Annotated in this window: 22 protein-coding genes, 1 tRNA gene and 1 pseudogene; 13 read left to right on the top strand and 11 right to left on the bottom strand. The window is 59.8% G+C overall.

What is annotated here, in order from left to right:
- Positions 1-414: 414 nt before the first annotated feature.
- Complete coding sequence (locus DCO57_RS05880) at positions 415-912, top strand: LysR substrate-binding domain-containing protein (protein ID WP_165814651.1); 498 nt, start codon at positions 415-417, stop codon at positions 910-912.
- Between the two features lie 306 nt (positions 913-1,218).
- Here DCO57_RS05880 and DCO57_RS05885 read toward each other — a convergent pair whose 3' ends face one another.
- From DCO57_RS05885 to DCO57_RS05915, 7 genes are all read right to left on the bottom strand, one after another.
- On the bottom strand, positions 1,219-1,758 hold the full coding sequence (locus tag DCO57_RS05885) for a RecX family transcriptional regulator (protein WP_116697931.1): 540 nt from the start codon (positions 1,756-1,758) through the stop codon (positions 1,219-1,221).
- 13 nt (positions 1,759-1,771) lie between these two features.
- On the bottom strand, positions 1,772-2,599 hold the full coding sequence (locus DCO57_RS05890; protein WP_116697932.1) for an MBL fold metallo-hydrolase: 828 nt from the start codon (positions 2,597-2,599) through the stop codon (positions 1,772-1,774).
- Positions 2,596-3,402, bottom strand: coding sequence for a TatD family hydrolase (locus DCO57_RS05895; protein WP_116697933.1), 807 nt, complete (start codon positions 3,400-3,402; stop codon positions 2,596-2,598). The genes DCO57_RS05890 and DCO57_RS05895 overlap by 4 nt, the downstream gene beginning before the upstream one ends.
- A 139-nt stretch (positions 3,403-3,541) precedes the next feature.
- On the bottom strand, positions 3,542-4,603 hold the full coding sequence (locus tag DCO57_RS05900; protein ID WP_116697934.1) for a DNA polymerase III subunit delta': 1,062 nt from the start codon (positions 4,601-4,603) through the stop codon (positions 3,542-3,544).
- The gene (gene tmk, locus DCO57_RS05905) at positions 4,603-5,289 is read right to left on the bottom strand and encodes a dTMP kinase (RefSeq protein WP_205756089.1); all 687 of its coding nucleotides are present in this window, start codon (positions 5,287-5,289) and stop codon (positions 4,603-4,605) included. Before tmk ends, DCO57_RS05900 begins: the two co-directional genes overlap by 1 nt.
- Before the next feature lie 75 nt (positions 5,290-5,364).
- The gene (locus DCO57_RS05910; protein ID WP_208977818.1) at positions 5,365-6,510 is read right to left on the bottom strand and encodes a D-alanyl-D-alanine carboxypeptidase family protein; all 1,146 of its coding nucleotides are present in this window, start codon (positions 6,508-6,510) and stop codon (positions 5,365-5,367) included.
- Positions 6,511-6,691: 181 nt separating this feature from the next.
- Entirely contained in the window at positions 6,692-7,843 is a 1,152-nt protein-coding gene (locus tag DCO57_RS05915; protein WP_116697937.1) for a septal ring lytic transglycosylase RlpA family protein, read from the bottom strand.
- A 745-nt stretch (positions 7,844-8,588) separates the two neighbouring features.
- Here DCO57_RS05915 and DCO57_RS05920 point away from each other — a divergent pair.
- Positions 8,589-8,678 (top strand) — tRNA-Ser (locus tag DCO57_RS05920).
- Between the two features lie 703 nt (positions 8,679-9,381).
- On the opposite strand, the pseudogene DCO57_RS24130 reads toward DCO57_RS05920, so the two are convergent.
- Positions 9,382-9,579, bottom strand: a pseudogene (locus DCO57_RS24130) (recombinase family protein); the annotation flags it as partial.
- Positions 9,580-9,640: 61 nt separating this feature from the next.
- Here DCO57_RS24130 and DCO57_RS05925 point away from each other — a divergent pair.
- Together DCO57_RS05925 and DCO57_RS05930 are read left to right on the top strand one after the other, a co-directional pair.
- Positions 9,641-9,817 (top strand): transposase, encoded by a 177-nt coding sequence (locus DCO57_RS05925; protein ID WP_279629128.1) that lies wholly within the window; start codon positions 9,641-9,643, stop codon positions 9,815-9,817.
- Positions 9,818-9,985: 168 nt separating this feature from the next.
- Positions 9,986-11,176: a linear amide C-N hydrolase gene (locus DCO57_RS05930; RefSeq protein ID WP_205756091.1), complete on the top strand. Its 1,191-nt coding sequence runs from the start codon at positions 9,986-9,988 to the stop codon at positions 11,174-11,176.
- Between the two features lie 204 nt (positions 11,177-11,380).
- Here the strand turns inward: DCO57_RS05930 and DCO57_RS05935 are convergent, their stop codons facing one another.
- Both DCO57_RS05935 and DCO57_RS05940 read right to left on the bottom strand, forming a co-directional pair.
- Positions 11,381-13,114, bottom strand: coding sequence for a cation:proton antiporter (locus tag DCO57_RS05935; RefSeq protein ID WP_244287886.1), 1,734 nt, complete (start codon positions 13,112-13,114; stop codon positions 11,381-11,383).
- Between the two features lie 93 nt (positions 13,115-13,207).
- A complete protein-coding gene (locus DCO57_RS05940; RefSeq protein WP_208977819.1) occupies positions 13,208-13,363 on the bottom strand; it encodes a helix-turn-helix domain-containing protein in 156 nt (51 codons plus the stop codon).
- A gap of 125 nt (positions 13,364-13,488) precedes the next feature.
- Here DCO57_RS05940 and DCO57_RS05945 point away from each other — a divergent pair, with 125 nt between their 5' ends.
- From DCO57_RS05945 to DCO57_RS05985, 9 genes are all read left to right on the top strand, one after another.
- Positions 13,489-14,355: a universal stress protein gene (locus DCO57_RS05945; RefSeq protein ID WP_116697938.1), complete on the top strand. Its 867-nt coding sequence runs from the start codon at positions 13,489-13,491 to the stop codon at positions 14,353-14,355.
- 259 nt (positions 14,356-14,614) lie between these two features.
- Entirely contained in the window at positions 14,615-15,871 is a 1,257-nt protein-coding gene (locus DCO57_RS05950; RefSeq protein WP_116697939.1) for an MHYT domain-containing protein, read from the top strand.
- A 421-nt stretch (positions 15,872-16,292) separates the two neighbouring features.
- Entirely contained in the window at positions 16,293-17,159 is an 867-nt protein-coding gene (locus DCO57_RS05955; protein ID WP_116697940.1) for a xanthine dehydrogenase family protein subunit M, read from the top strand.
- Positions 17,160-17,181: 22 nt separating this feature from the next.
- Positions 17,182-17,691, top strand: coding sequence for a (2Fe-2S)-binding protein (locus DCO57_RS05960; protein WP_116697941.1), 510 nt, complete (start codon positions 17,182-17,184; stop codon positions 17,689-17,691).
- The gene (locus DCO57_RS05965; protein WP_116697942.1) at positions 17,688-20,108 is read left to right on the top strand and encodes an aerobic carbon-monoxide dehydrogenase large subunit; all 2,421 of its coding nucleotides are present in this window, start codon (positions 17,688-17,690) and stop codon (positions 20,106-20,108) included. The genes DCO57_RS05960 and DCO57_RS05965 overlap by 4 nt, the downstream gene beginning before the upstream one ends.
- 155 nt (positions 20,109-20,263) lie before the next feature.
- Positions 20,264-21,145 (top strand): MoxR family ATPase, encoded by an 882-nt coding sequence (locus DCO57_RS05970; protein WP_116698002.1) that lies wholly within the window; start codon positions 20,264-20,266, stop codon positions 21,143-21,145.
- A 4-nt stretch (positions 21,146-21,149) separates the two neighbouring features.
- A complete protein-coding gene (locus tag DCO57_RS05975; RefSeq protein WP_116697943.1) occupies positions 21,150-22,349 on the top strand; it encodes a VWA domain-containing protein in 1,200 nt (399 codons plus the stop codon).
- Positions 22,350-22,367: 18 nt separating this feature from the next.
- Positions 22,368-23,258, top strand: a complete 891-nt coding sequence (locus DCO57_RS05980; protein WP_208977820.1) for an XdhC/CoxI family protein — start codon at positions 22,368-22,370, stop codon at positions 23,256-23,258.
- A 94-nt stretch (positions 23,259-23,352) separates the two neighbouring features.
- A complete protein-coding gene (locus DCO57_RS05985; protein WP_133192633.1) occupies positions 23,353-23,538 on the top strand; it encodes a hypothetical protein in 186 nt (61 codons plus the stop codon).
- Between the two features lie 87 nt (positions 23,539-23,625).
- On the opposite strand, the gene DCO57_RS05990 is transcribed toward DCO57_RS05985, so the two are convergent.
- Positions 23,626-25,545 carry a GGDEF domain-containing phosphodiesterase gene (locus DCO57_RS05990; RefSeq protein WP_165814653.1) on the bottom strand — a complete coding sequence of 640 codons (1,920 nt, stop codon included), beginning with the start codon at positions 25,543-25,545 and terminating at the stop codon, positions 23,626-23,628.
- Positions 25,546-25,664 lie beyond the last annotated feature (119 nt).

The following is a 25,664-nucleotide window of genomic DNA, read 5'->3' on the forward strand; positions in this document are numbered from 1 at the left end:
GGTTCCCCAAACAGATGATGGTTGTCGAAGGTGTTAAGATATTGAAATCACAGATATAATATCAGTGACGCAAATAAGATGGGATTTCGAATGCCGTGTTTCAAGAGGATGCGGCAGCTGACCGCATTCGCGTCGCCGACGTAGAGGAACCAACCGCGCAAACGAGGATCAGCTCGACGAGCCGATCATGTCGCGTGCCTGCGGCATGTGAGTTTGCGTGATAGGTGTCTGGAGGGCAGGGGCGAACAATCTTCTCCTCCCTCCGGTGCCGGACAGCGGCCGCTACGCCCTTGCGCGAGATGGCAGCTGAAGGCACCAGGGGGCTGCGGAAGCTTCCGGCCCTTGGGAGGAGGATTCAGGCGTCCTCGTTCCCGCCACCATAGGCGCCGGCGGAATAGGTCAGTTCGTAGCTGTGTGAAACGATACCGAGTCGCCGGCGGGACCTTTGATCTGGGGATCGTCAATCACGCACCGGCTCATTCCAGGCTCGAGGATGTGCTGGCCGGGCGTCAAAGGCTTTGTCTCGTGCTTCCATCGGACGCGGATCTGTCGCCGGATTTTTCCGGCCTTCAGGATCGCGGCTTCATCGCGCATCCCGATGGCTTCGCCTTTGCGGATGAACTGCTTGGATTGAATTTACCGGACGCATACCGGGCGGCTGAGCTGTTGCGGCTCAGAAGCTACGTCAATCAGATCGGACAGATTGCCGAACCGGTCGCATGCGGGCTGGGCTATACGATCCTGCCGTGGAGCGGAATTGCGGCTTGTGCGCAACGCGACCGACTGGCGGTGGCGCAGCTTGCCCGGCAGGTGCAACACGACCTCTGGATCGTCCAGCGCAAGGAACGTGTCTTGCCGGCACGGATCCGGACAGTTCAGTCCGTGATCATGAAGGCCGTCGCACCGATATGAAACCCTGTGTCTGAAGTGCATCGCTGGGTCGCAGGTTCGGCTTTTCATGCGTCAAGTCACGCTCGCTGAGCATCATCGGTCCTGGTCGGACCTCACAATCATCTTGTCATTGAGGGAAGAGAGATGGTTTCGTGAAGGCCGACCGATGGTGACAGGCTGGTGCTCCTCGCGCATATCAATTTCGCATAATCAATATTATGGAACATTTTTATGTAGGCGATTGAGGTGCGGGATCAGTGGTTTGTCCGGTGCCGCGCCCTCCGGCAATCCTCTGGATGTGTGCAGCGTCCGTTTCGGCTCGCATCTTCAGGTTCTGGCTTCATGGGCCCTAAGGTCTTCCTTCGTGGCCTCGATGACCCGCCGAGCGACGTCGTAGGAAAACCCGGCGCGGCAGAGCGCGGCCATGTCCTTGTCGCGGCGGTCCTTGTCGTCGGTGCGAAACGGACCGAGCCGACGACGTCTTGCGAAAATGAACGCGGCGCTCAGATCGTCCTGGCCATCATTGTTCAGGACAGTCCGGATGATGTCCCGGTCGACTCCCTTGGCGCTCAGTTTCGCCTCGATCTTGCGCCGCGATCCGCCGCGGCGTCTCAGGCCGGCGGTCTTCGTTTCCGCGTAAGCCAGATCGTTCACCAGACCGCTTTGGCAGCATTTTTCCACAACGGCATCGATCAGAGCCGAAAATTCGCCCGGATCCCGCTCGTGCGCCATGCAGGCCTTCAGGACCTTGCGCTCCAACACCTTGCGCAGGTTGGCCGCCGACGAGGCATAGCGCTCCAGGTAATGAACGGCCGATCTTGTCAGCCTGTCTTCGGTCGGGATCTTGTAGCGGGGTTTGTCCGGCAAGAGCCTGTTCGCCTCAGGCTTCAGATGCCGATGCTGCGGAGGATTCCGGGACAACGATGCGCATGCCGTCATGGGCAGGTTCGATGTTTTCCGGCAACTCCCGACAAAGGGTTCCGTAGTCAAGGTCGTTGTGAAGATTGGTCAGGACGGCCTTTCGGGGGGCCAGTCTTGAAGACCACTCAAGGGCGTCCTCAAGGCAGAAATGGCTGGGATGTGGCCGCCGGCGCAGGCAGTCGAGGATCAGAACATCAAGTCTTTTCAATGCCTTGACACTCGCAACCGGAATATCCGATGCATCGGGAATATAGGCGGCACTGCCGACCCGGAAGCCGAGGGCGTCGATGTCGCCATGGGTGACGGCAACGGGCTGAAAGGTCAGCGCACCGCCTGCGCCATGAATGACAAAGGGGGTGCCGGGTTCGATGAGATGATGGTCGAGGGTCGGCGGATAATTCGACCCTTGCGGCGTTCTGAAACAATATGTGAAAGCCTGATAGGCGCGCTCATAGGTCGACGCGTCCATGTAGACAGGCATTTTCCTTCCACTGCGAACCATGAAGGCGCGCAGATCGTCTATGCCGTGCAGATGATCGGCATGTTCATGCGTATAGAGAACTGCATCCAGATGCCCGACCTGCGCTTCAAGCAGCTGCTCGCGAATGTCCGGACCGGAGTCTATCAACACGGTTGTACACCCGTTTTCCCCATGCTTTTCCACAAGAAGCGCACAGCGGGAGCGCCTGTTCTTCGGCTCTGCGGGATCGCAATCGCCCCAGTCGTTGCCGATGCGCGGCACCCCGCCGGAGGATCCGCAGCCCAGGATCGTCAGAACAAGGCTCATTGGTCGGAGACCTGTGGCTGGCGGGCCGATTGCGGCACCTTGCGGAACAGGCGGAAGAAATTTTCCGTCGTCTGCCGGGCAATTTCCTCCTCCGGAACGCCGCGTGTCTGCGCCAGAACGGCTGCTGTCATCGCCGTATAGGCAGGCTCGTTGCGTTTGCCGCGCCTGGGCTGAGGCGCCAGATAGGGCGCGTCGGTTTCCACCAGAAGCCTGTCGGCGGGAAGATCACGGGCTATGTCACGCAGCTCTTCGGACCTTTTGAAGGTCAGGATGCCGGAAAAGGAGACATACAGCCCCAGTTCGATACCGATCATGGCCAGGTTACGGCCGGAGGAAAAGCAGTGCAGAAGGGCGGGAAAGGCCCCCTTCCCCATTTCCTCGCGCAGGATAGCTGCCATGTCCTCGTCGGCATCGCGGGAATGGATGACGAGCGGCAGCCCGGTCTGACGGGCCGCGTCGATGTGGATGCGCAGCCCTTCGGCCTGGGCGTCTCTCGGCGCCTTGTCATAGAAATAGTCGAGACCGGCCTCGCCGATGGCCACCACCTTGGGATGGGCCGCCAGGCGGATGATCTCTTCTGCCGGTATGCCGCGTTCGGCTTCCGCGTTGTGGGGGTGGGTCCCCACGGAACAATAGACCTGCGGATATTCCTCCGCGATGGCGCGAACCTGATCGAATTTGCGGATATGCGTGCAGATTGTCACCATCAGGTCGACACCTGCCTGTCCGGCACGTTCGATCAATTCGGCGCGCTCGCCGTCGAAATCGGGAAAATCGAGATGGCAGTGGCTGTCAACGAGCATGAAGGGTCCAGAAATGGTCTAGTTTACGGGGCGTTCGAGATTTGTGCATCAGCAGGTCTTGATAGCCGGAAACGGGTGAAATCCCAAGAAGCTCGGTGAAAATTTCCGTCGTGCGTTCTTTCCCTTGCCGTGGCGAAGGTCAGGCGGCGCGCAGCGCGAAGAAGAAGTCCAGAACCACCTGTTTCCTGTCGAGATTGAGCGCATCCGCATCGCGGATGGCCTGATTGGTCCGGTCCCACAGTTCCACAAGCGGATAGACGCTGCGCACGCCGTTTCCAAGGTCGCGCCGCATGCGCTCATGCAGCCAGATACGGATGATATGCTGGAAACTTTCCCAGTTGTCTGACTGGCCGCGCGCGGCAACGAGATCGGCAAGAGCGTGGACCGCGGCCAGATCGGGCTGTGCTCCGCTTTCGGCAAGTTTCTTCAGGTTCTTTGCAATGGCAAGCCCGTCTCCCGACAGGAGTGAGATTGCCGCGCGCAGGCTGCCGTCCGCGGTCTGCGCGATTTCGCGCAGGTCGTCGTCGGCCGGAATGCTGTCTGCCGCAAGTTCGCGCAATCCTTCGGCAATCTCGTTGCTGCCCAGAGGTGCAAGGTCCAGACGGCGGCATCTGGAGCGGATCGTCGGCAGAAGACGCCCGGGCGCATGGCTGAGAACCAGAAACAGGCAGCGTTCCGGCGGTTCCTCAAGGATTTTCAGCAGTGCGTTTGCCGAACTGATGTTCAGGTCATCGGCCGCGTCGACAATACAGATGCGCCAGGCCTTGGCGGAGGCGGTGGTCCCGAAAAAGGAGACCGTGCGCCGGATTTCGTCGACGGGCAGATCGGACTTGAACCGCTTGGACTTGTCGTCCCAGGGGCGGCGCAGATGCAGGATGTTGGGGTGCCCTCCTGCCGCCAGTTGACGGGCGACCGGATGATCCTCGGGAACCGACAGGTCCCGTGCTGCGGCCACGTCCGCTCCAAACCGGTCTGGATGGGAAATGACAAAGCGCGCGAAGCGGAAGGCAAGCGTCGCCTTGCCGATGCCCTTTGGGCCGCCGAGTATCCATGCATGGTGAAGCCGCACCGAGCGATAGGCATCCAGCAGGGCCTGTTCGGTGGCTTCGTGCCCGATCAGCCGGGTTCTTTCGTGGGGCGGAGGAAAGCCGGGCAGGACGTCGACTTCGGGACGGACTGAGGTGTCTTGTCCGCGCGCCATCAGACGGCTCCCTCGTGCGCGGCGGTCGCCGTGCCCGCAGGCGTCAGGTCATCGGAGAAGCGTTCGCTCACGGCCTTGCGAATGGCCGTGGCCACATATTCCGGATCCTTCGTGCCATCCACGACAGCGAAGCGGTAGGCCTCTTCACGGGCAAGGTCGATGAACAGTTTCCTGCGGCGTTCGTGGACGGTCAGCGCTTCGTCCTCGAAACGGTCCGGTCCACCGCTGTCGTCGCTTTGCGAGCGCCGTGCCACTCTCTGCAGTCCGACCTTTGCCGGAACGTCGATGAGGATGGTCAGATCCGGCCGGACGCCTGCGACGGCAGCCGTTTCCAGCAATTTCAGATAATCCGTATCCACTCCCGCCTCGCCTTGATAGACGCGGGTGGAATCCGTGTAGCGGTCGCAGAGTACCCAGTCGCCACGCGCAAGAGCGGGCTTGATGGTGTGATCCACATGGTCGGCCCGGGCCGCGGCAAAGAGCATGGCCTCGCCTCGGGGGCCGAGATCCCTTGCCTCGCCAGACAGCAGAAGTGCCCGGATCTTTTCGGCGCCCGGCGAACCGCCGGGTTCCCTGGTCACCAGAACCGAATTGCCGAGGCTTTCCAGAAACACTTTCAGGCGAGCGATCTGGGTCGTCTTTCCGGCCCCCTCACCGCCTTCAAAAGTTATGAAATGTCCAGGCACCCTGTTCTTCGCTCCATAGGCTGTTCGGCATTGGTCCGGCTGACTCATATCAGGTCTTCGGGCGGATGTTGATATCTATCCGATCCATCCGAAGAGCAGTTCCTGCAAGCCGTCCACGGCGCGACTGAACAGGGTGCCCTCGGCAACAGCTTCTCCCGTCACCAGCGGCGCCCTGTAGACGATGCCGTCCTTACCGATGACATGCAGTTCGCCGGCCGGTACGTCCTTCGCCAGCGGTGCGAGGAGCGGTCCTTCGTAGACGACACGAATGCGGTAATCCAGCGTTCCGCCGCGGGCGAGGAGAACGTCAATGTCCTTCCGGGAAACGAGTGGCACCGTGCTTTTCGTTCCGCCGAAGATCCTGCCGTCGGCGACCACGTCACCGGCGGAAAAGAGGGTCTGGACGGTGAAATATTCCCAGGCGCCCTCGATGACCTCCTGCAGGGTCTGCAGCCGGTGCTTGTCCGAGGTCAGCCCGGCGACGGCGGCGATCACCCGCCGGCCATCCCGTTCCACCGAGCCGAGACCTGAGAAACCGTCGGTCGGATCGGAGCCGCCGCCGAGACCGTCGAGATTGCGGATTTCACCAAGAAGCGGATTCTTGTTGCGCTGGAAAATCTTGTTCCAGGTGAATTCCGGCAGGGCAAAAAGCGGATAACGATCCGGATGGGTTTCCAGAATGTATTCCGCGAGGCGGGCCTGGTCTCGGACGGTTGTGCGCGAGGGCTTGTCCTCATAGCCGGTGGAATTGGCAAAACGACTGTTGGCCATGCCGATGGACCGTGCCAGCTTCGTCATTCTTTCGGCAAAGGCGTCCTCGGAACCGTCGAGACATTCGGCCAGGACGATGGCGGCGTCATTGGCGTTGTGGACCAGCAAACCCCTGAGAAGATCCTCCACGGCAATTTCCGACTTGATCGCCGCGAACATGGTGGAGCGGCGCGAAGGCGCGCCGCCGGTGCGCCAGGCGTGTTCACTTACCCTGCAGAGCTGGTCCGGCTTCAGGTCCCCGTCCTTCAAGGCCTTGAATACGGTCGCGGCGGTCATGACCTTGACGAGGGATCCGGGGGCGAAGGGCTCGTCCGGGGCCTTTGCGTAGAGAATCGTTCCGGAGGCGGGCTCGTAGAGAAAGGCTTTCGGCGCCTTGGTTGCAATGGCCTCCGCCGCATGTACGGGAAGAGACTGAGCTGCGGAAATTACCGTGAACCCGGCAATAGCCAAGCTCCGGAAAAGTGACCCGAGAGACAGGCGCCGAGCTTTTTTGACAAGGGATCCGGATCCTGCTGACTGCATCTGAGTTCTTCTACCCGTTGACAGTTCATCCAGAGTCAAGGCTGCCTGCCCCGAGTTCCGCAAATCCTTCTGGCCCTATAGAAGGCGGGCAGACCCGGAAATTGTGCCTTTACTGCGTTGAAGCCCTGGCTGCGAGCTGGCGCATCGACAAGCCGGACGCAGTGTCGGCAAACAGCAGTGCATGGGCATCGGAAATGCGCTTGTTCGCGGAAAAGGAGGAAATGGCGCTTCCGTCGACGAGGCCGGCAGGCGTGCCGGGAGCCGGAACGCGCAGGACGCCGAGCGTTCCTTCCGCAGGAGCCGGTTCTGCCGTGTAGGCGGTTCCGAGCGGCTCAAACCGGTTGTTCGATGCCACCTTGATGGTCGGGCTGCCGGCTTCGAAGGCGATTGCCGGATCGAAGGCAACGGTCATGCCCGCCGGCTTTTGCGCCTGATAGGCCGTGACGGAGGACGGGGTGGCAAGATAGGGACGGGTTGCGGGTGCCGGGACGCTGCCGAAGACGACCTGAGGAGCGGCCTGGATGGCTTGCGGCTCGGCCTGGGCGAGCATGGTGCCCGGACGCGACGTTCCCGGTTCGACAGCTCCCGGTCCGCGATAGGAAGCCAACAGGAAGGATTCGTCCTGACCGTGCAGCGGTGCCTTGCCGACATATTCGACCTTAACCTTGCCGACACCGGCCGTCTTGGTGCCGAGCATCGTGGCAGCACGTTCGGAAAGATCGATGACGCGGTTGCCGTGGAACGGACCGCGGTCGTTGACGCGCACGACCATGGAGCGGCCGTTTTCAAGATTGGTCACGCGGGCATAGGACGGAAGCGGCATCGTCGTATGTGCTGCGGTGATGGCGTTGCGGTCGAAAACCTCGCCATTGGCAGTCTTGCGGCCGTGGAATGTCGGTCCGTACCAGGAGGCGAGCCCGGTTTTCTTGTAGTTTGGATCGGTCTTGGGATAGTACCACTTGCCGGCAATCTTGTATTTCTTGCCCACGACATAACGTCCGCCGCCCTTGGGAACGGGCTTGCCGGCGGCAACCACTTTAGGGCTGCCCTTGACGCCATATTTCTTCGGGCTGAACTTGGCTTTTTCCTGGGGTGCGCTGGCGCAGGCGGCAACCGCCGACACGGCCGCGATGACAATCAGACTGGTGCGAATCTGTTTCCAGAGGCCGCCGTCGTTCCGGAAATTTCGCACTGCTTCCCCTGAAGATGTTGCCGCCACCTGGCCCTTTGCCAGCCGTGACTGCCCGCCTATCCCATGCATCCTGCCGTCCTACTCACTTACGCGCTGGCAGCCCCGCGGCTAACGCGATACATCCCCGGGCGCGGTTCGGTCCGCGTCGGTTTACAGGCGTTCTTCAGATCTTTCGATCAGTCCCCGCAAGACACACTGCCCCCGCTGTGAATCCCGCACGCTGCCCTGTTAAACAGCAAGTTTATTACTTCAAAGTGAATCGGCCGTCGAGGCCGCAACCCGGCTTCTTTGCGACAACTCCCAGCTTTGTGCTGCATTTGACGTATCCAGCCGCTAAAAATTTCATCTAAATATCTGAAATCCGGAAAGATTCGGGCCGCGCGGCCAGTTTGTCGCGCCTGTTGCGCCCAGGGCACAGTGGATCGAAAATCGGCAATGAGTCCGGATGTGACCTACATCACATCCGCTACCGAACCGTTCCGCATAGGTTGACCCTGTTGCTGATGACTGCCCAGTCACAGCATTGCTGGATCCCACCTCCAGCATTTGGCCGCCGGTTCAAAACCCTGCCCACGACACCGGACCGGCGGCCCCTGCCCTTTGGTTTTGTTCCGGTCCCGCCGCGCACGCCCTGCCCCTGATTGCGCCCCGGACCGGAACAAACCGGAGGTGCGGCCATGGTCCACCGGCACCGTCCTTCCACACGATTTCCGTCCTCCGTGCCGTGACGGTTGATGCGCGCTCTTGACTTTCGTTTGAAGACGAAGGAAACGGTGACCCTGCAGCAGGCATTCAGCAGAATGCGGTTGCCTGCGGTGAGGTGGCCGAGTGGTTTAAGGCAGCGGTCTTGAAAACCGCCGTGCGTGAGAGCGTACCGTGGGTTCGAATCCCACCCTCACCGCCATTTCTTTTTCATCGTCATTCAAAGCGGTTAACACCTTGAACGGGCTGGTGGTTTTCGCGGTTCGAAAACCCTGATTCCGGACATATGGCAATGGGGCTGCGAAGACCAGTTTTAAGAGGGGCTTGCGATGTTCCGGGCGTGGTGAAGCCCATATATTCCAAGGGTTTGCTTGGAATGTCATAGCGGTTCGAAAACTTTTATCGAAGTCCTGATTAAGATCGGGCTTCTTGGCCAGGTTTTCGGAGATAAGCGCTTTTTCCGCTTCCAGCTTCTCCAGCTTGGTGTCATAGGCTTGAATGGCTGAGGGGCTGGTGGTTTCAATGAGGCGGTCTGTCAGCTTGCCCACTGTCGCGTTGATGCCCGTCAGGGCCTTCTTCTGCTCTTTCCACTTTTCTTCAAAGCTCTGATTGCGATGGTTCCAGGTGTCACGGAGCATAGCGGGGAGCATGGATATAAGTCCGGCAGACGGGCGCATTTGCCTGATCAGGGTTTCAAACTCGCGTTCAAGCACATCCTTGCGAATGGATTTGCGGCGTTGGTCGCACTGCTTGTTTAAACACTCATGATACGGGTAATGCTTGTTACGGCCTTTGGCATGGTAGGCAGTCAGCGGCTTGTTACAGCATGCACATGGCACAAAGCTCCTGAGCGGAAACTCCTCCGCTGCATCCGTGCGGGCTGCCACATAGGCGTTTTCATTCAAGCGAGACCGAATACGCTGGAAGTCTTCCCATGAGATCAAAGCCTCATGCTTGCCTTTCCCCCAAGGCTTGTAGTCGTAGTAGCCAGCATAGATTTTGTTGCTCAGAAAGTTCTTGATGCGCTGCGGGTGAATTTCTCCCTTTGCGTCACGGCTAAAGATCGGGTGCGGCTCTAGGTCGTGTTGACAAAGTGGATTCACAAATCATTTGAATCCGTGATTCAAGACTGTCTTTTAGGAGGCAGCCTCGGCACGTGGTGATTTGACAGACGCGGAATGGGAATTGATCGAAGCGTTGCTTCCGTCAGAGCGGGGCCGAAAGTCCTGTCCAGCTCAGGATAACCGCCGTTATCTGAATGGTATGCTGCATGTGCTGCGCGTTGGCTGCCCCTTCCCCTCCAAACAGCTCGCGCTTTCCACAATACGAGCCTCACCTTAACTGTGGATAAAAATACGACACCAGCACGAGAAACATTTGGAAATATTTCCCATATATATCAAATACTTATATTGATTTTTGAGATTGACGGGATCTTCAAATTGGTCGATTTTTTGATCTGTGAATCAGATCACGCGGGTGATGTAAAAAATTTAGGAAGAGACGATAATGAATACTAAGCGTATTTTAGCGAAAGCAGGCGCAATTGCTATCAGTATGTCGTTACTGTGGGCGAATACCGCTGCGGCCTGCACCTCATTGCTGTACACGGACAGCAAAGGGAAAGTATACTACGGGCGGACGATGGAACTCCAAATGGAGCTGCCTTACCATGTCGTCCATTTTCCCAAAGGCACATCCTTTTCTTCAAACGCCGGTGAAGGGCACCCGCCTCTGAAATACGAAAGCAGCCACGCCATTTTGAGTATCACGGTTCCTGATGTCGCCCCAGATGGAAAGGAAAAACCAAAACTGGGCGACATGAAGGTTGTCGAAGGTATAAATGACGCAGGGCTTACGTTCAGTCTGCTCGCTTATCCAAGCGCTGAAGGCCCTCAAAAACAAGTTGAGATGACAAAGTCCATTCTTGATGTGATGGACCTGGGTACCTGGATGCTCGCGCAGTTTGAGACCGTTGCCGAAGTGAAGTCAGCAATTGTCAAACAACCCGTGGTTATGGAACCCGTCAAAGTCTTGAAGGGGGCTTTGCCACCTTTCCACTTTGTGGCTCATGATAAAACAGGTGCGTCAATTGTGCTCGAATTCACGGATGGCAAAGGCGCGGTCCATGACAACCCCGTTGGGGTGATGACAAATGGCCCTGAATTTCAGTGGCATCTTACCAATTTGTCGAACTATTCCTTCCTGTCCAATGTCGACAAGGAAAGCGGTTCCTTCAATGGCTTCAAAGTCGCCCAGCCAGATTCCGGTATTGCCACTCAAGGCCTGCCCTCTTCGGACACTTCGGTCGGTCGGTTTGTAAAAGCAGCTTATTACTCAACCTACGCTCAGAAAGTTGATGATCCGGATCTGGCTGTAAAGACCACCGGTCATATCATGAACAACTTTGATCGGCCTAAAAACATCTCGGTTTCTAATGCCGGTGAAGGATCTGCCCTCTCCTCAGGGCTTGGTGCCGATCCCAATTCCACGTCCACCGAGTATACGTCATGGACGACGCTTGCTGATTTGGATCGCGGTTATTATTTCATACGTACATATGAAGGCATCAACTACTCGAAGTTTGACACCAAGAAGCTGTTCAAGCAGACGGTACCATTGATTATGCCATTGAAAACACTTGACGAAGTCACAGACTACGATTTGACACAGAAGCTGATCGACAGCAAAGTACAGTAGATTTTCAGGGCGAAATTTTAAAGCAGTATGATGTGCCATCGTGCCCCCAATTGGTGCACGATGGCATACTTTCTTATTGGCCGTTTCTCTATCTAAAACGTTCGAACTTTCTCCCGGAAGGTCCGCCATTTTCCCTTGATTTCATTGATTTTCCAGATTTTCCGCCACTTCATGATCCGGCCATTTGCCGGGCACGCGCGTCGCTCAGGACATCTGCTGCTCTTCCGTCTTGATCGCGGGAATGTCCGTGCGCTCCTCCTCCTTGCCGCCACACAGGATATCGACAGCGCGGTCGGCGGCGTCCTGGAAGGGTTCGAGCACGAGATCGGCACCCGAAGCGAGAAGATCCTCGGTGTCGTTGGGGTGGTGCGAGGAAACCGCGATGCGTCCCCGGAAACCGGACATGCGCGACAGCTGGATCAGCGTGGTGCGCGCATCTTCGTGGCTGAGACCGGTGGGGTGGATGGGAATCGTCGAGACGATCCATTCGGCATGGGCTTGAGGCAGTTCGGCCAAGAACTCCGGATCGGTGGCGTCTCCGAACTTGGTTTCAAGCCCCAGTTCACGCCAGCGCCGCACGGCGAGCGGGTTGAAATCGACCCCCAGGACCCTGATGCCGCGCTTGCGCAGCCGGAGGCCGATGGCCGTGCCGAAGCGCCCCAGACCGAAAACGATCACCTTGTAGACGTCCCCGTGAACGGCATCGGTTTCGGAGGGCTCGCGCGGGGTGTCCTTGCGCTCGAACATGCCCAGCAGCGGTTCGAACAGTGCGTAGAGCTGGTGCGAATAGGTGATCATGTAGGTCGAGGCCGCGATCGTCACCAGACCGACCATGGTGACCAGACCAAGGGCGTCCTCCTGTACATGGCCGAGCGAAACGCCCATGGCCACGAAAATCAGGGAGAATTCGCTGATCTGGGCCACGGTCAGCCCGGCGAGGAAGCCGGTGCGTTTGCGGTACCCCATGGCCCCCATGATCGCCAGCACGATCAATGGGTTGCCGATGAGCACGAAGAGCGAGAAGATGATGGCGCCGCCCATATGTGCGCCGAGCAGCGACAGGTCGAGCGCCGAGCCGAGCGCGATGAAGAAGAACAGCAGCAGGAAGTCGCGCAAGGGCGCCAGCCGTGCCGCAATGGTCTCGCGATAGGCCGTCGAGGCGAGGGAAATGCCGGCCAGCAGGCCGCCCACTTCCTTGCCCAGCCCGACGAAGTCACTTATCGCGGCGAACATCGCCGCCTGCGCGATCGCGAAGATCACCAGAAGCTCCGGCGCGCGCGCGAGGCGTTCCGTCAGCGGGTTGGCGAAATAGCGCACGAACACGATGACCAGGGCGACCATCGCGATCCCGGAAGCCAGCACCATGGGCACAGAGCCGCCACCGGCGCCGCCATCGTGCCCGCCCGCCGCGCTGATCCCGATGGCCGACAGCACGATCATGGCCAGAACCACGACCAGGTCCTGCACGATCAGGAAACCGAGGGCGATCTGGCCGTGCAGGCTGTCGATCTCCCGCTTGTCCGACAGCAGTTTCACGATGATGATCGTCGAGGAGAATGTCAGCGCTACGGCGACATAGAGGCTTGTGACCTGTCCAAGCCCCAGCGCCAGTCCGATCAGATAGCCGAAAACGGACGTGAACCCAACCTGGCCGATGCCGGTCAGGAGCGAGACGGGGCCGAGCGAACGGATGAGTTTCACATCGAGCTTGATGCCGACGAGGAACAGGAGCACCGCGATGCCGAGTTCCGAAAGAAGGCTGATCTGTGCGTCCGATTTCACAAGATCCAGTGCAGACGGGCCCGCAATCAGACCGACCGCGATGAAACTGACTATCAGCGGTTGCCGCAGGATGATTCCGACGAAGCCGACGATTGCGGCTATCATCAGAAGCGCGGCAATTTCCGCAAACGGGGTTTGAACGATCGTCGCGATCAAGTCTTGTGGTCCTTCGTTTTCTTCAAGCCGGCGGGGTCGGGGCTCGGGGTGTCTCCAGAGCAGACCGGCCCGCCGGGTTGCGTTGCGTGGGCTTCAGGAAAGCGTCGATGTCTCGCGAACCGATCCGCCCTGTTTGCCGATATGGATTGCACGGAGCTGTCCCTCCCGGATCCAGCGGCGAACGGTCGCTTCGCCGACCTTCGCAAGACCGGCGACTTCCCTGACAGTCTGATTGTGCTCACGGGGCATCGTAAACGCCTTTTCGTGAAATTTGGTGTCGGATACCATAATATAATAGGGTTCGGATGCGTCAGACAGAACTGGGGCAAAGTGGCGCCGATCGTCCCCTCCCCACCCGCCGAGGACCGGATTCGATGAAGAAAATCATGGTGGCCACCGATTTCTCCGAACGCTCGGACCGGGCACTGAGACGCGCGATCCTTCTTGCGCGCCAGTTCGCTGCCACTATCGCGCTTGTCCACGTTATCGATGACGATCAGCCACTGAGGATCACCGAAACCGAGCGCGGCGAAGCCGAGACGCTGCTGCGGCAGACGGCGGCCACCCTTCGCGATGTCGATGCGGTGGAGTGCCATACGCGCGTTGTTCTGGCCTCTCCATTTGCCGGGATCGTTCAGGCGGTTGCGGAGATCGCTCCGGACCTTCTGGTTATCGGGCCGCATCGCCGGCATGTGCTCAGGGATGTGTTCGTCGGCACCACGGCGGAGCGAACGATTCGTTCGGTGCATTGCCCGGTTCTCATGGTAAATGCACCGCCGGCGGGAACATACAGACATATCCTGCAGACGACGGATCTTTCAGAGGGATCGGCCGATTCACTGAAAAGATTTGCTGCGCTAGGGATTGGCGCACACGCGCGGACCTCGGTTCTCCACGTTTTCGATGCGCCGGCATTGCGCCTCGAAAAGATTGACAGGATGTCCGGGGATGAGCGCGAGAGTTATCTTTCGGAAAGGCGGGCAGATGCCGCACGGCGTCTTGCGGCCTTTCTCTCTGCGGCGGGGATTGAAAGCGGCAACACCATACTCCACCGCGAGGAGTCGACGCTCGCCCACGAAATAGTCAGCGTGGCAGAAAAGGAAGAGGCCGATCTTGTGGTGCTTGCGACCCACGGACGCAGTAAATTGTCCCAGCTTTTCATCGGAAGCATCACGGAACAGGTACTGCGCAGTTCCTCCATCGATGTGCTCGCCATCCCGCCGCTTGCCCGGACCGACTGATCGAAATTTCCCCTTTTCGGCAAAAGTCAGCAGTGAAGGTGGCGGGATTGTCCAGATGGACGCAAGGGAAAGTATGACGGTGCAGTCGGGAGGAGGTTTGACGGCTGCCGGCTGGCTGTTTCGCAAGCGGGTGACCTAGTCGCGTTGTCCGGGGATTTCGTCACTGGACATTTGCCGCTCCCGAGAGTTTCGCCTATCATTTGAAGAGTGTGTTCAGCCGCTTCGCGGTACGGTGGCATTTTGAGAGGAGAGTGTCAGCATGTCAGTGACGCACGAGCCCTGGCTCGTGGCGCTATCTCTCTTGATGGCCTTTCAGGGTAGCTTTGTCGGGCTCAATCTCGCGATTCAGGTCAGACAGGCGGCTGCGCCGCGCCGCCGGCTGCTGCTGGCGGGCGCCGCCTTGACGCTGGCGCTGGCGATCTGGTCCATGCATTTTGTCGGAATGCTTGCGGCCCAGTTGCCCATGGCTGTCGATTTTCTGATTCTGCCGACTCTTTTGTCGTTCCTTGTCTGCGTGCTGGTGGTCGGCATTGCGGTGTTCGCCGCAAGCAACGCCTCCCTCACGCCCCTGCGTCTTGGGCTTGCCGCCTTCGTCATGGGAAGCGGCATTTGCACCATGCACTATCTCGGCATGTATGCGCTGCACGAGTCGCTGCACATGAGGCACGACCCGCTTTACATTCTCGCCAGTTTCCTGATTGCCTTCAATGCGGCAGGACTTGCCATCTGGCTTCTGTTCGGTCTGGGCCGGCGTCCGCCGATCGTCGTCAGCGCGGCGGTGCTGGCGCTGGCTATTGCCGCGATGCATTATACGGCGATGGCCGGCCTGACCTTCGAACCGGTCCAGACCGCCGGCGGTTTCCTGGCACCGGCTCTCAGCGCCGGCATGCTGGCCATTATCGTTTCCTGTGTGGCCTTTCTCGTCTCCGGGCTCTTTTTGCTGGCGCTCGTTCCCGCCCAAGCGAATCAGGACGTGAAATCGGTGGACGTCCCTTCGGAGGAGCGTGAAGAACAGTCCGAACCGGACAGCCCGACAGAGGCGGAAAGTCGTACAGTCAGAACGGGCCCCGAGCGGTCGGGAAAACAGCCCGCAGGGCTTCAGGCCGCCGCCGGTGCTGTCCGCCCCTCCCCGCTCTCGGCGAAACGGACGCTGCCGATCGAAAAGGACGGCCAGAAGACCCAGATCGGCGTTCCGGAAATCTATTCCATCCATGCCGATGCGCATTACACCAGACTGTATGACGGAAACCGCGAATTCTTCTGCCCCCTGTCCATCAGCGAAGTCGAGCAGCAGCTTGACCCCAAGACCTTCAACCGCGTGCATCGCAGCCACATCGTCAATCTGAAACACGTGGTCGGTTTCAAGAGGACCGGAGAACGTGGCGTGCTGGTGCTGGCCGGACAGGATGCCCAAATGGTCCCCGTCAGCAGATCGAGATGGAGTCGGGTCAAGGCGCGCCTCGTGGCGTTGAAGGAAGGCACGTCCACCGGCGAGTTCCCGGCAGCAGCCCAATAGCCATCTGTCTCCGGTGCGCGCAGGTGTTTCCACCCATCAGCCGGCCCGCAGGTTGCCATTCGTGCAAATCCCATAAAGTGCCTACACTTGAAAGTAGTATCGCCTTCTGGCCGGGCGGGTGCACTTTATATGTCTGAAAAACATATCCATTTCTGTTTTTACCTCGGTTGGGCTCGTGAATTGCGTCAGGAATATTGACGCAATTCGTGCTGAAAATCCCGTCTTCCGTGTAAACGAACCGTCTGTCTGTGTAAGCGTGGTTGAGTGTGCAGCGCACTCCTCCGCACTCTTTACGGTATGCGACAAACCACCGCGATACCGGTGGCATATCTTCGATTGCCGGAGACAGGCGCCCACCCCGGCGCGCCGCCCCTTCGGCCTGTGGTCCCGACGCGGGGGCCGAACGAGGGAGGAGAGAGACGTGATCCCTGGTGAATTCATCTATCATCGGCCATCGTCGGTGGCTGAGGCCGTCGCCATCCTGGCCAATCATGGAGAGGAAGCGCGTCCGCTGTCGGGCGGACACAGCCTTATTCCGATGATGAAGCTTCGCATGGCGGCGCCCGAGCACCTCGTCGATCTTGGGGGCATTGCAGACCTGAAGGGCATTTCCGAAGACGGCGACATGATTTCTATCGGTGCCATGACGACCCAGCACGAGTTGATCGCTTCGGATCTGCTCGGGTCGAAGCTGCCGATCATCCGGGAAACGTCCCAGCTGATCGCGGATCCGCAGATCCGCTATGTGGGCACGCTCGGCGGCAACGTTGCCAACGGCGACCCGGGCAACGACATGCCGGCTCTGATGCAGTGCCTGAATGCTTCCTATGTGCTGACAGGCCCGGAGGGTGACCGGGAGGTTTCCGCCCGGGATTTCTATGAAGCAGCCTATTTCACCAAGCTGGCGCCCGAGGAAATCCTGACGGCGATCAGGATCCCGGTGCTGCCGGCCGGACACGGGTATGCCTACGAAAAACTGAAACGCAAGGTCGGCGACTATGCCACAGCGGCGGCGGCCGTCGTTCTGACGATGAGCGGCGGAAGCGTTTCCTTTTGTGCAATCGCCTTGACGAATGTCGCGGACACGCCGCTGTTCGCCGTTGAAGCGGGAGACATTCTGACCGGTTCGACACTGGATGCGGAGACGGTCAAACGCGCGGTCGCAGCAGCAGAAGCCATTACCGAGCCGGCCTCGGACGGTCGCGGTCCGGCGGAATACCGGACGAAAATGGCCGGTGTCATGGTGCAACGCGCTCTTGCGCGCGCGGCTGAGCGGGCCAAGGGCTGAAACCGGGCTGAGGGAGAGTTACATGAGCGATACTGAACAGTTCCCGGTCACCATGACCGTCAACGGCAAGAAAGTGCAGCGCTTCGTGGAGGCGCGCACGCTTCTGATCCATTTTCTCCGGGAAGACCTGAATCTGACCGGACCGCATATCGGCTGCGAAACCACCCATTGCGGTGCCTGTACGGTCGAGATGAACGGCATGTCGGTGAAGACCTGCACGCTGTTCGCTGTCCAGGCCAACGGCGCGGAGCTGACGACCATCGAGGGCATGGCCAATCCGGACGGCACCTTGTCGGCGCTGCAGGAAGGATTCCGCCAGATGCATGGGCTGCAATGCGGTTTCTGCACGCCGGGCATGATCATGCGGGCCCATACCCTGCTGAAGGAAAACCCGAACCCGACGGAAGACGAAATCCGCATGGGCATCTCGGGCAACCTGTGCCGCTGCACGGGCTACCAGAACATAGTCAAGGCCATCCAGTATGCCGCAGCCAAGCTGAACGGCACTGATTTTCAGGAGGCTGCGGAATGAACGACCTGACCCCGACACGCGAGCAGCGCGAGGCCGCCCTTGAAGGCATGGGCTGCAAGCGCAAACGAGTAGAAGACGTTCGGTTCACCCAGGGCAAGGGCCAGTATGTGGACGATGTGAAACTGCCGGGCATGGTCTTCGGCGATTTCGTGCGCTCGCCCTATGCGCACGCCAAGGTCACGAAGATCGATGCGACCGAAGCCCTCAAGCTGCCGGGCGTGATCGCCGTTCTGACGGCCGAGGACCTCAAGGGCGTCAATCTTGCCTGGATGCCGACGCTGGCCGGCGACGTGCAGATGGTTCTGGCGGACGGCAAGGTGCTGTACCAGAACCAGGAAGTGGCGTTCGTGGTCGCGGAGAACCGCTACATCGCCGACGATGCCATCCAGCTTGTCGAAGTCGAATATGAAGAGCTGCCCGTCATCGTCGATCCCTTCAAGTCCATGGATCCGGACGCGCCGGTTCTGCGGCCCGATCTGGAAGGCAAGACTGAAGGAGCGCACGGGCCGCGCAAGCATCACAACCACATCTTCACCTGGGAAGTCGGCGACAAGGACGAGACCGCCAGGGCCTTTGACGAAGCGGATGTGACGATCAAGGAAAAGATTTCCTATCATCGCACGCACCCCTCGCCGCTGGAGACCTGCCAGTGCATTGCCTCCATGGACAAGGTGAAGGGCGAACTGACCATCTGGGGAACCTTCCAGGCACCCCATGTCATCCGCACGGTGGCTTCCCTCCTGTCTACAATTCCGGAACACAAGATCCATGTGGTCGCACCGGATATCGGCGGCGGGTTCGGCAACAAGGTCGGTGCCTATCCGGGCTACATCTGTTCCATCGTGGCGTCCATCGTCACCGGGGTTCCGGTCAAATGGGTCGAGGACCGGATGGAAAACCTTTCCACCACGTCGTTTGCCCGCGACTATCACATGACGGCGGAAATCGCGGCGAAGAGCGACGGTACCGTGACCGGCCTCAAGGTTCACGTTCTTGCCGATCACGGCGGGTTCGATGCCTGCGCCGACCCGTCCAAGTGGCCGGCGGGTTTCTTCAACATTGTCACCGGATCCTACGATTTTCCTGTGGCGCATCTTGAGGTCGATGGTGTCTATACCAACAAGGCGCCCGGCGGGGTGGCCTATCGGTGTTCCTTCCGGGTCACGGAAGCGGCCTATTGCATCGAACGGGCGATGGACATCCTGGCGCAGAAACTCGGCATGGATCCTGCGGATCTGCGCATGAAGAATTTCGTCAAGCCGGAACAGTTCCCCTATCAGTCGGCGCTCGGCTGGGAATATGACAGCGGCGACTATCACACTGCCATGCAGAAGGTGATGGATACGATCGGCTATCGCGAGCTGCGCGCCGAACAGAAGGCGAAACAGGAAGCCTTCAAACGCGGGGAAACCCGCGAGATCATGGGGATCGGCATATCCTTCTTCACCGAGATCGTCGGTGCAGGCCCCTCCAAGAACTGCGATATTCTCGGCGTGGCCATGTTCGACAGTGCGGAAATCCGCGTTCATCCGACCGGCTCGGTGATCTCGCGCATGGGCACGAAATCCCAAGGCCAGGGGCATGAAACCACCTGGGCGCAGATCATCGCCACGGAGATCGGCATTCCCGCTGCCGATATCATGGTGGAGGAAGGCAATACGGACACGGCTCCCTACGGTCTGGGCACCTACGGGTCGCGTTCGACGCCGGTCGCCGGTGCCGCCATCGCGCTGGCGGCGCGCAAGATCCGCAACAAGGCCCAGATGATTGCCGCGCACATGCTGGAAGTATCCGAATACGACCTGGACTGGGACGTGGACGGCTTCCAGGTGAAGGGCAATCCGCAGGCGCGCAAGTCCATGAAGGAAATCGCCTGGGCTGCCTATCATGCTCCGCCTCCGGGAATGGAGCCGGGTCTCGAAGCGGTGAGCTATTACGATCCGCCCAACATGACCTATCCCTTCGGCGCCTATTTCTGCGTCATGGACATCGATGTCGATACCGGCGTCGCGAAGACACGGCGCTTCTACGCGCTGGACGATTGCGGCACGCGCATCAACCCGATGATCATCGAGGGACAGGTGCATGGCGGTCTGACCGAGGCCTTTGCCATCGCGATGGGACAGGAAATCCGCTACGACGAGATCGGCAATGTGCTGGGCGCGTCCTTCATGGATTTCTTCCTGCCGACGGCGGTCGAAACCCCGCATTGGGAAACCGATTATACGGTCACGCCGAGCCCGCATCATCCGATCGGCGCGAAGGGGGTGGGCGAAAGCCCGAATGTGGGCGGTGTTCCTGCCTTCTCCAATGCGGTCAACGATGCGTTCCAGTTCCTGGGCAGCACCCATATCCAGATGCCGCATGACGCCTGGCGGCTCTGGCAGGTCGCCAAGGATCTTGGCGTGCACGGCTAAAACGGAAAATGTGGTCGCGGGCGCCGTCCGCGACTGCCCTCCGGTGGGCGGATCAGTGCGTATCGGCGGCGGATTTTTGCCGCTTTTCCGAGATCCGGCGGATCGTTGCAGGCAAGGCCTGCTCCCTTTCAGAGAATGTGGCAGACATTGATCGCATGACGAAAACCAGGGATCAAATTGCAGAAGGCCTCGCGGCAGCCGGCTATGTCGCCGATGACGGCTTGGCCACGGCCCTGCTGCTGACGGAGATGCTCGACCGTCCGCTGCTGCTCGAGGGAGAAGCTGGCGTCGGCAAGACCGAGGTTGCCAAGGCGCTTGCCCGGCTCGAAAGCACGGACCTCATTCGTCTCCAGTGTTACGAGGGGCTGGATCGCTCCGATGCCATCTATGAGTGGAATTACCAGCGCCAGCTGCTTGCCATCAAGGCGCGCGAAGGCTCCGGAGCGGATGCCGAAACCGTTGAAGAAGCGGTCTTTTCCGAAAAGTATCTTCTGGAGCGTCCCCTCCTGGCCGCCATCCGGCAGGACCGGGCTCCGGTGCTTCTGATCGACGAGATCGACCGTGCGGACGAGGAGTTCGAGGCTTTCCTTCTGGAAATCCTGTCGGACTACCAGGTGTCGATCCCGGAACTGGGAACGGTGTCGGCGGTCTCCATTCCGCGCGTGGTGCTTACGTCGAACGGGACGCGCGAACTGTCCGATGCTCTGCGCCGGCGCTGCCTCTATCATTATGTCGACTATCCGACGCCGGATCGGGAGGCACGTATTCTGCTGTCGCGTGTTGACGGGCTCGATACAGCGCTTGCCTTGCAGATATCGGAACTTATGGGAATGCTGCGCAAGGAAGACCTCGCGAAAGTGCCGGGTGTTGCCGAAACCATCGACTGGGCGGCCGCGCTTCTGGGGCTGGGGGCAAGAAACCTGCATGACAGCCGTGACCTTGTCTTCGATACGCTGGCGTGTGTCCTGAAGACCCGCGAGGACCGCGTGCGTGTGTCGCCCGAGGTGACCGACAGGCTGCTGGGAAAGGTGGCATGACGCGATGACCGCCCTCCCCCTTGAAACCGAAGAGGACATCGGGGCTGTGCTGCGGCACAGGATGGCCGGGTTTGTGCATACATTGCGCGACAGCGGTTTCAGGGTCGGGCTTGGGGAAACCCGCGATGCGCTCCGTCTCCTGCAAACGCCCCTGATGGCCCGACCGGCCAGCCTGAAGGCGGCCTATCGGGCGCTTTTTTGCGGCCGCCTGTCGGACTGGCAGAGGTTCGACGAGATTTTCGACGCCTTCTGGGCCGGGAAAGGCGTCCGCTCGGGGGTGAAGGTCAGCGGAACCAGCACACGCAAGGGCATGAAAACTCTTCGCGAACTGATTGATGCACAGGGCAACCGTCAGGAGACCATTGCCGGTGACGTGGAGCGCCAGCCGGGCGAAGACGACGAGGACTCGGACGAAACACCTTCCGGCCGCCGGGAGGGGGCGAGCCTGGCCGAAAACCTGGGCCAGGTGGACATTCGCTCCATTCACGATCCCGAGGCGCTGGAAAAGGCGCATGACCTTGCCGAACGACTGGCGAAATCCATGCGCGTGCGGCTGACCCGCCGGGACAGGCAGAAACGGAAAGGGCCGCGGCTCGATCTCCGGAGGACAATCCGCCATTCCGTCGCCCATGGAGGCACCCCGATCGAGCTGATCCGGAAGGGGCCGCGCACGCGCCAGCTCCGGCTTGTCATCCTGCTTGACGCATCCGGCTCCATGAACAACTACACCGGCGTTTTCACGCGCTTCGTGCATGGCATCCTGGACAACTTCCGCGAGGCGGAAGCGTTTCTCTTTCATACCCGTCTCGTGCATGTGTCCTCGGCCCTGTCGGAACGTGACGCCGGCCGTGCGCTCGACCGCATGGGACTGATGGCCCAGGGTGTGGGAGGCGGAACGCGGATCGGAGAGGCCCTGGCAACCTTCAATCGCCAGCACGCGGCGCGGGTCATTCATTCGCGTACCTGCGTGATGATCCTGTCCGACGGTTACGATACGGGCAGGCCGGAATTCCTGGGCGAGGAACTGGCCCGGTTGCGGCGCAGATGCCGGCGCATCGTCTGGCTCAATCCCATGATCGGCTGGGAAGGCTATACGCCTGCCACCGCTGGCATGCAGGCAGCCTTGCCGCATATCGATCTTTTCGCTCCCGCCCATAATCTGGCGAGTCTGGCCGCACTTGAACCTTATCTGGCAAAGCTTTGACCCATGGGTGACACGCCGATGAAACACACCATTCCCCTGACACTCGCGGAAGCGGAGCCCGAGGTCGCGAGCGACGTCGCCCCCCTGATGAGCCGGCTTCAGAGCGGCAACGAACCTTTCGTTCTGGCGACGGTCGTGCGCACCATCTCGGTAACGGCGGCCAAGGCCGGGGCCAAGGCGATCGTCGACCGGGAAGGATCGATTGTGGCGGGCTGGATCGGGGGCGGCTGCGTCCGCGCCGCCGTCCTCAAAGCCGCTAAGGCTGCCTTTGAAGACGGGGAAACGAGACTGATTTCCATCCAGCCTCCTGAGCTGCTCGCGGAACGCGGTGTCGAACCGGGCGAAGAGCGTGAGGGCGTCCAGTTTTCCCGGAACATGTGCCCAAGTCAGGGAACGATGGACATTTTCATCGAGCCAGTGTTGCCGCGCCCCAGGCTCGTGGTTTTCGGAGCCAGCCCGGTTGCCGTCGCACTCGCGCAACAGGCACGGTCCGTCGGTTTCGATTTCACCGTCTGTGCACCTGCCGAAGATCTGGCCGTGTTTCCGTCCGGCATCGACAGGAACACGGGATTCTGCAGTGATATACAGAGCAATGCGGAGACCTATATCGTCGTGTCGACACAGGGGCGCGGCGATCTGGCTGCACTGGAAGAAGCGATCAAGGTGCCTGCGCGCCATCTTGGGTTTGTCGGTAGCCGGCGGAAACTCAAGACACTTCTGGAAAAGCTCGCAGACAAGGGAATTGCCCCGGTCGAACTGGACCGTATCAAGGGGCCGGCAGGTCTCGATCTCGGTGCGATCACACCGGAGGAGATCGCTCTTTCGATACTGGCCGAACTCATGATGCTGCGCCGGCAGAACCAGCGGCGGATTTCCCACCCGACGCTCGATGCGGACAGTTCCGGATGAGCGCATGCAAATCCGATGGTCCTGTCGATGACAATTGGAAACGGCAACTGAAGATGCGAATATCGGCGTCGCGGCCTAACAGGAGGAGATGATGATGACACAGTTGGAAATGAGCCCGGAGAATGTCTTGCAGACCATTGTCCGCGATCCGTCTCTTGTTCTGGCCCTGGCTACAGGCTCCGCGCTGACGGCTTTTCTGCTGGTGGCCCATTCTTGCTGCCTTGGCCTGACGGACCAACATCTGGCGCCACTGCTGCAGATCTGTTCTTTCGCAACCTGATTTTCGCCAATTGCCCGCGTCGCGAGTCTGATGAACGGGTGTGGATCCGATCCGATTTCCGGCCGGATCCTTTTCAGGGAGATCGTGTCAGGCCGAGGTTTCCGCGCGGCAGTGTTGGCTGTGCTGGGGGAAAAACAGGGTCGTGACATCGTCGATCGCCATTGGGCCGCCAAAGAGATAACCTTGGCCGTTGACGCAGCCGAGGTCTACCAGAACATCGCGCTGTTCGACGGTCTCAATACCCTCGACAAGGACTTCCGATCCCAGCGTCTCGGCGACGTCGAGAACCAGCTTCAGAATGTGGCGCGACTTCGGATCGCTGACTGCCCTGCCGGAGAATGACCGGTCAATCTTGATTTCATCCCACTGAAAATCGGTCAGACAGCACAACGGGGAGTTTCCGAAACCGAAGTTGTCGAGGGAAATGCGCACGCCCAGTGCGCGCAGCTCCGTCAGGACGTCCTGAATGTGCTGAAGGTCGCCCGTCCCCGTGATTTCAAGCTTCAGCCGGGTTGCCGGAAGTCCGGTCCGTTGCAGGCAGTCCTCCAGCATGGCGACAATGTCGTCATTGTGAAACTGCGCGACCGACAGGTTGACCGAAAGCGTCAGGGCGTTTGGCAGAAGCTGTACCTCCGCACAGGATGTTTCCAGGATTTTCCATCCGAGGGAAACGATATCGCCGGTTTTCTCGGCAATGGGAATGAATTCCGAAGGTGAAATCCAGCCCAGGTCGCTATGGTACCAGCGTGCCAGTGCCTCGACCCCATGAATGCGGCCGGTTTTCAGGTTGAATTGGGGCTGGAAGTAGGGAAGGCACTCATTTGTTTCGATGGCTTGCGCCAGAGCGTTTTCCACTGTCGCCCGACGGGCAACTTCTGTCCGCATCGCCGGCTGGAATGTCACGGCATGCCGAGATCCGTTGGCCACGGCATCCGCGGCAGCAAGTTCACCGTTGCAGATCAGTTCGGCCGGATCCTGCTCGGACGTCCGGGTCTCGGCATATCCGATCGCCGGGGTGATGAGGAAAGTGCCCTTCCCTGTCGAAAGAGGCCGCAGAAAGAGGGCCAGGATGCGATGCGCTATCTCCTGCGCACTGAGGCCAGGAGCGTCGTCGGTCACCGTCATGATCAGGAAGCCCTTGCCCCGTGAGCGCGCCAGGCAGGTGGTTCCCTCCAGGAGCTCGATCGAATTGCGCAGCATCTCGGCCGTGGACGCAAGAACCGCATTTTCTCCACGCAGGTCGAAGTTGCCGCTCGTCAGCAAGGCAGTTTCCAGATCGACACAGAAGACACTCAGGGTCTGGCCGGCAGTCAATGCGTTGCTGGCCTGAGTTACCCGGTCCGTGAATACCCGGTAGTTGCCCAGGCCGGTTACCCGGTCACAATCCAGCCTGCCGGTCAGACGCGCCAGTTGCTCCAGGGTTGCTCCGCGGGCCTTTTTCAGAGCCGAGTTTCTTTTTTTCAGGGTGAACACCCACCCCAGACCGGCCAGGATCAGCGCGAAGATCAATGCGGTGTGTATTTTCTGGTGGAAGATGAGGTCCTGTTTCGCGGTTGCGGTCTGTTCTGCCGCCTCCCCAGCTACTGCTTCCTTGATCTGATCAAGGATACGCTCCATGTCCTGCAGCAGGACAAGAGCCCTGGTGACCGAGGCCGTATTGTGGAGATCGTTCAGCAGCGGTGCGAGTTCCCGGCTGTCTTGCTGGATACTGTCCAGTTGCGAACCGGTCTGGCCGGAGATGCCGGAGAGTGCGCGTATGTCGCCCTGTCTCCATGTCTTGAGGGTCTCGCTCAGGTTCTGAAAGGCCTGTTCCGCGGCCAGCCTGTCGGCTTCCGTTTTCAGCACGCCGGAACGAGCGACGTATTTTTCCAGGTCCGATGTGCTGAAATGTACAATTTGTGCCAGCAGAGCGGTTTCAAACAGGCTTGCTTCACGGACCCGGATGTCGGCCTGATGGACATACCGGCCGTTGACGGCCAGCAGCACCAACACAAGGCAGCAAAGCACGGGAAAAACTGATCGGAATTGTCTGTCAGATCGCATCGGCTGATCCGTCCCACTCACAGATTGCCTGGCCCCACATTCAGGGGTCCTTTCGATTGTCCGATCCGGCCATAGTCATTTCG

Source organism: Labrenzia sp. 011 (assembly GCF_003075075.1).
In the GTDB taxonomy this organism is placed as follows: domain Bacteria; phylum Pseudomonadota; class Alphaproteobacteria; order Rhizobiales; family Stappiaceae; genus Roseibium.

Bases quoted from the DNA above. Each gene is read 5' to 3' on its own strand.
- DCO57_RS05890 (WP_116697932.1), bottom strand. From the start codon at position 2,599: ATGAGCCTTGTTCTGACGATCCTGGGCTGCGGATCCTCCGGCGGGGTG.
- DCO57_RS05895 (WP_116697933.1), bottom strand. From the start codon at position 3,402: ATGCTCGTTGACAGCCACTGCCATCTCGATTTTCCCGATTTCGACGGC.
- DCO57_RS05900 (WP_116697934.1), bottom strand. From the start codon at position 4,603: ATGGCGCGCGGACAAGACACCTCAGTCCGTCCCGAAGTCGACGTCCTG.
- DCO57_RS05915 (WP_116697937.1), bottom strand. From the start codon at position 7,843: ATGCATGGGATAGGCGGGCAGTCACGGCTGGCAAAGGGCCAGGTGGCG.
- DCO57_RS05930 (WP_205756091.1), top strand. From the start codon at position 9,986: ATGAATACTAAGCGTATTTTAGCGAAAGCAGGCGCAATTGCTATCAGT.
- DCO57_RS05940 (WP_208977819.1), bottom strand. From the start codon at position 13,363: ATGCCCCGTGAGCACAATCAGACTGTCAGGGAAGTCGCCGGTCTTGCG.
- DCO57_RS05945 (WP_116697938.1), top strand. From the start codon at position 13,489: ATGAAGAAAATCATGGTGGCCACCGATTTCTCCGAACGCTCGGACCGG.
- DCO57_RS05950 (WP_116697939.1), top strand. From the start codon at position 14,615: ATGTCAGTGACGCACGAGCCCTGGCTCGTGGCGCTATCTCTCTTGATG.
- DCO57_RS05960 (WP_116697941.1), top strand. From the start codon at position 17,182: ATGAGCGATACTGAACAGTTCCCGGTCACCATGACCGTCAACGGCAAG.
- DCO57_RS05965 (WP_116697942.1), top strand. From the start codon at position 17,688: ATGAACGACCTGACCCCGACACGCGAGCAGCGCGAGGCCGCCCTTGAA.
- DCO57_RS05970 (WP_116698002.1), top strand. From the start codon at position 20,264: ATGACGAAAACCAGGGATCAAATTGCAGAAGGCCTCGCGGCAGCCGGC.
- DCO57_RS05975 (WP_116697943.1), top strand. From the start codon at position 21,150: ATGACCGCCCTCCCCCTTGAAACCGAAGAGGACATCGGGGCTGTGCTG.
- DCO57_RS05980 (WP_208977820.1), top strand. From the start codon at position 22,368: ATGAAACACACCATTCCCCTGACACTCGCGGAAGCGGAGCCCGAGGTC.
- DCO57_RS05985 (WP_133192633.1), top strand. From the start codon at position 23,353: ATGACACAGTTGGAAATGAGCCCGGAGAATGTCTTGCAGACCATTGTC.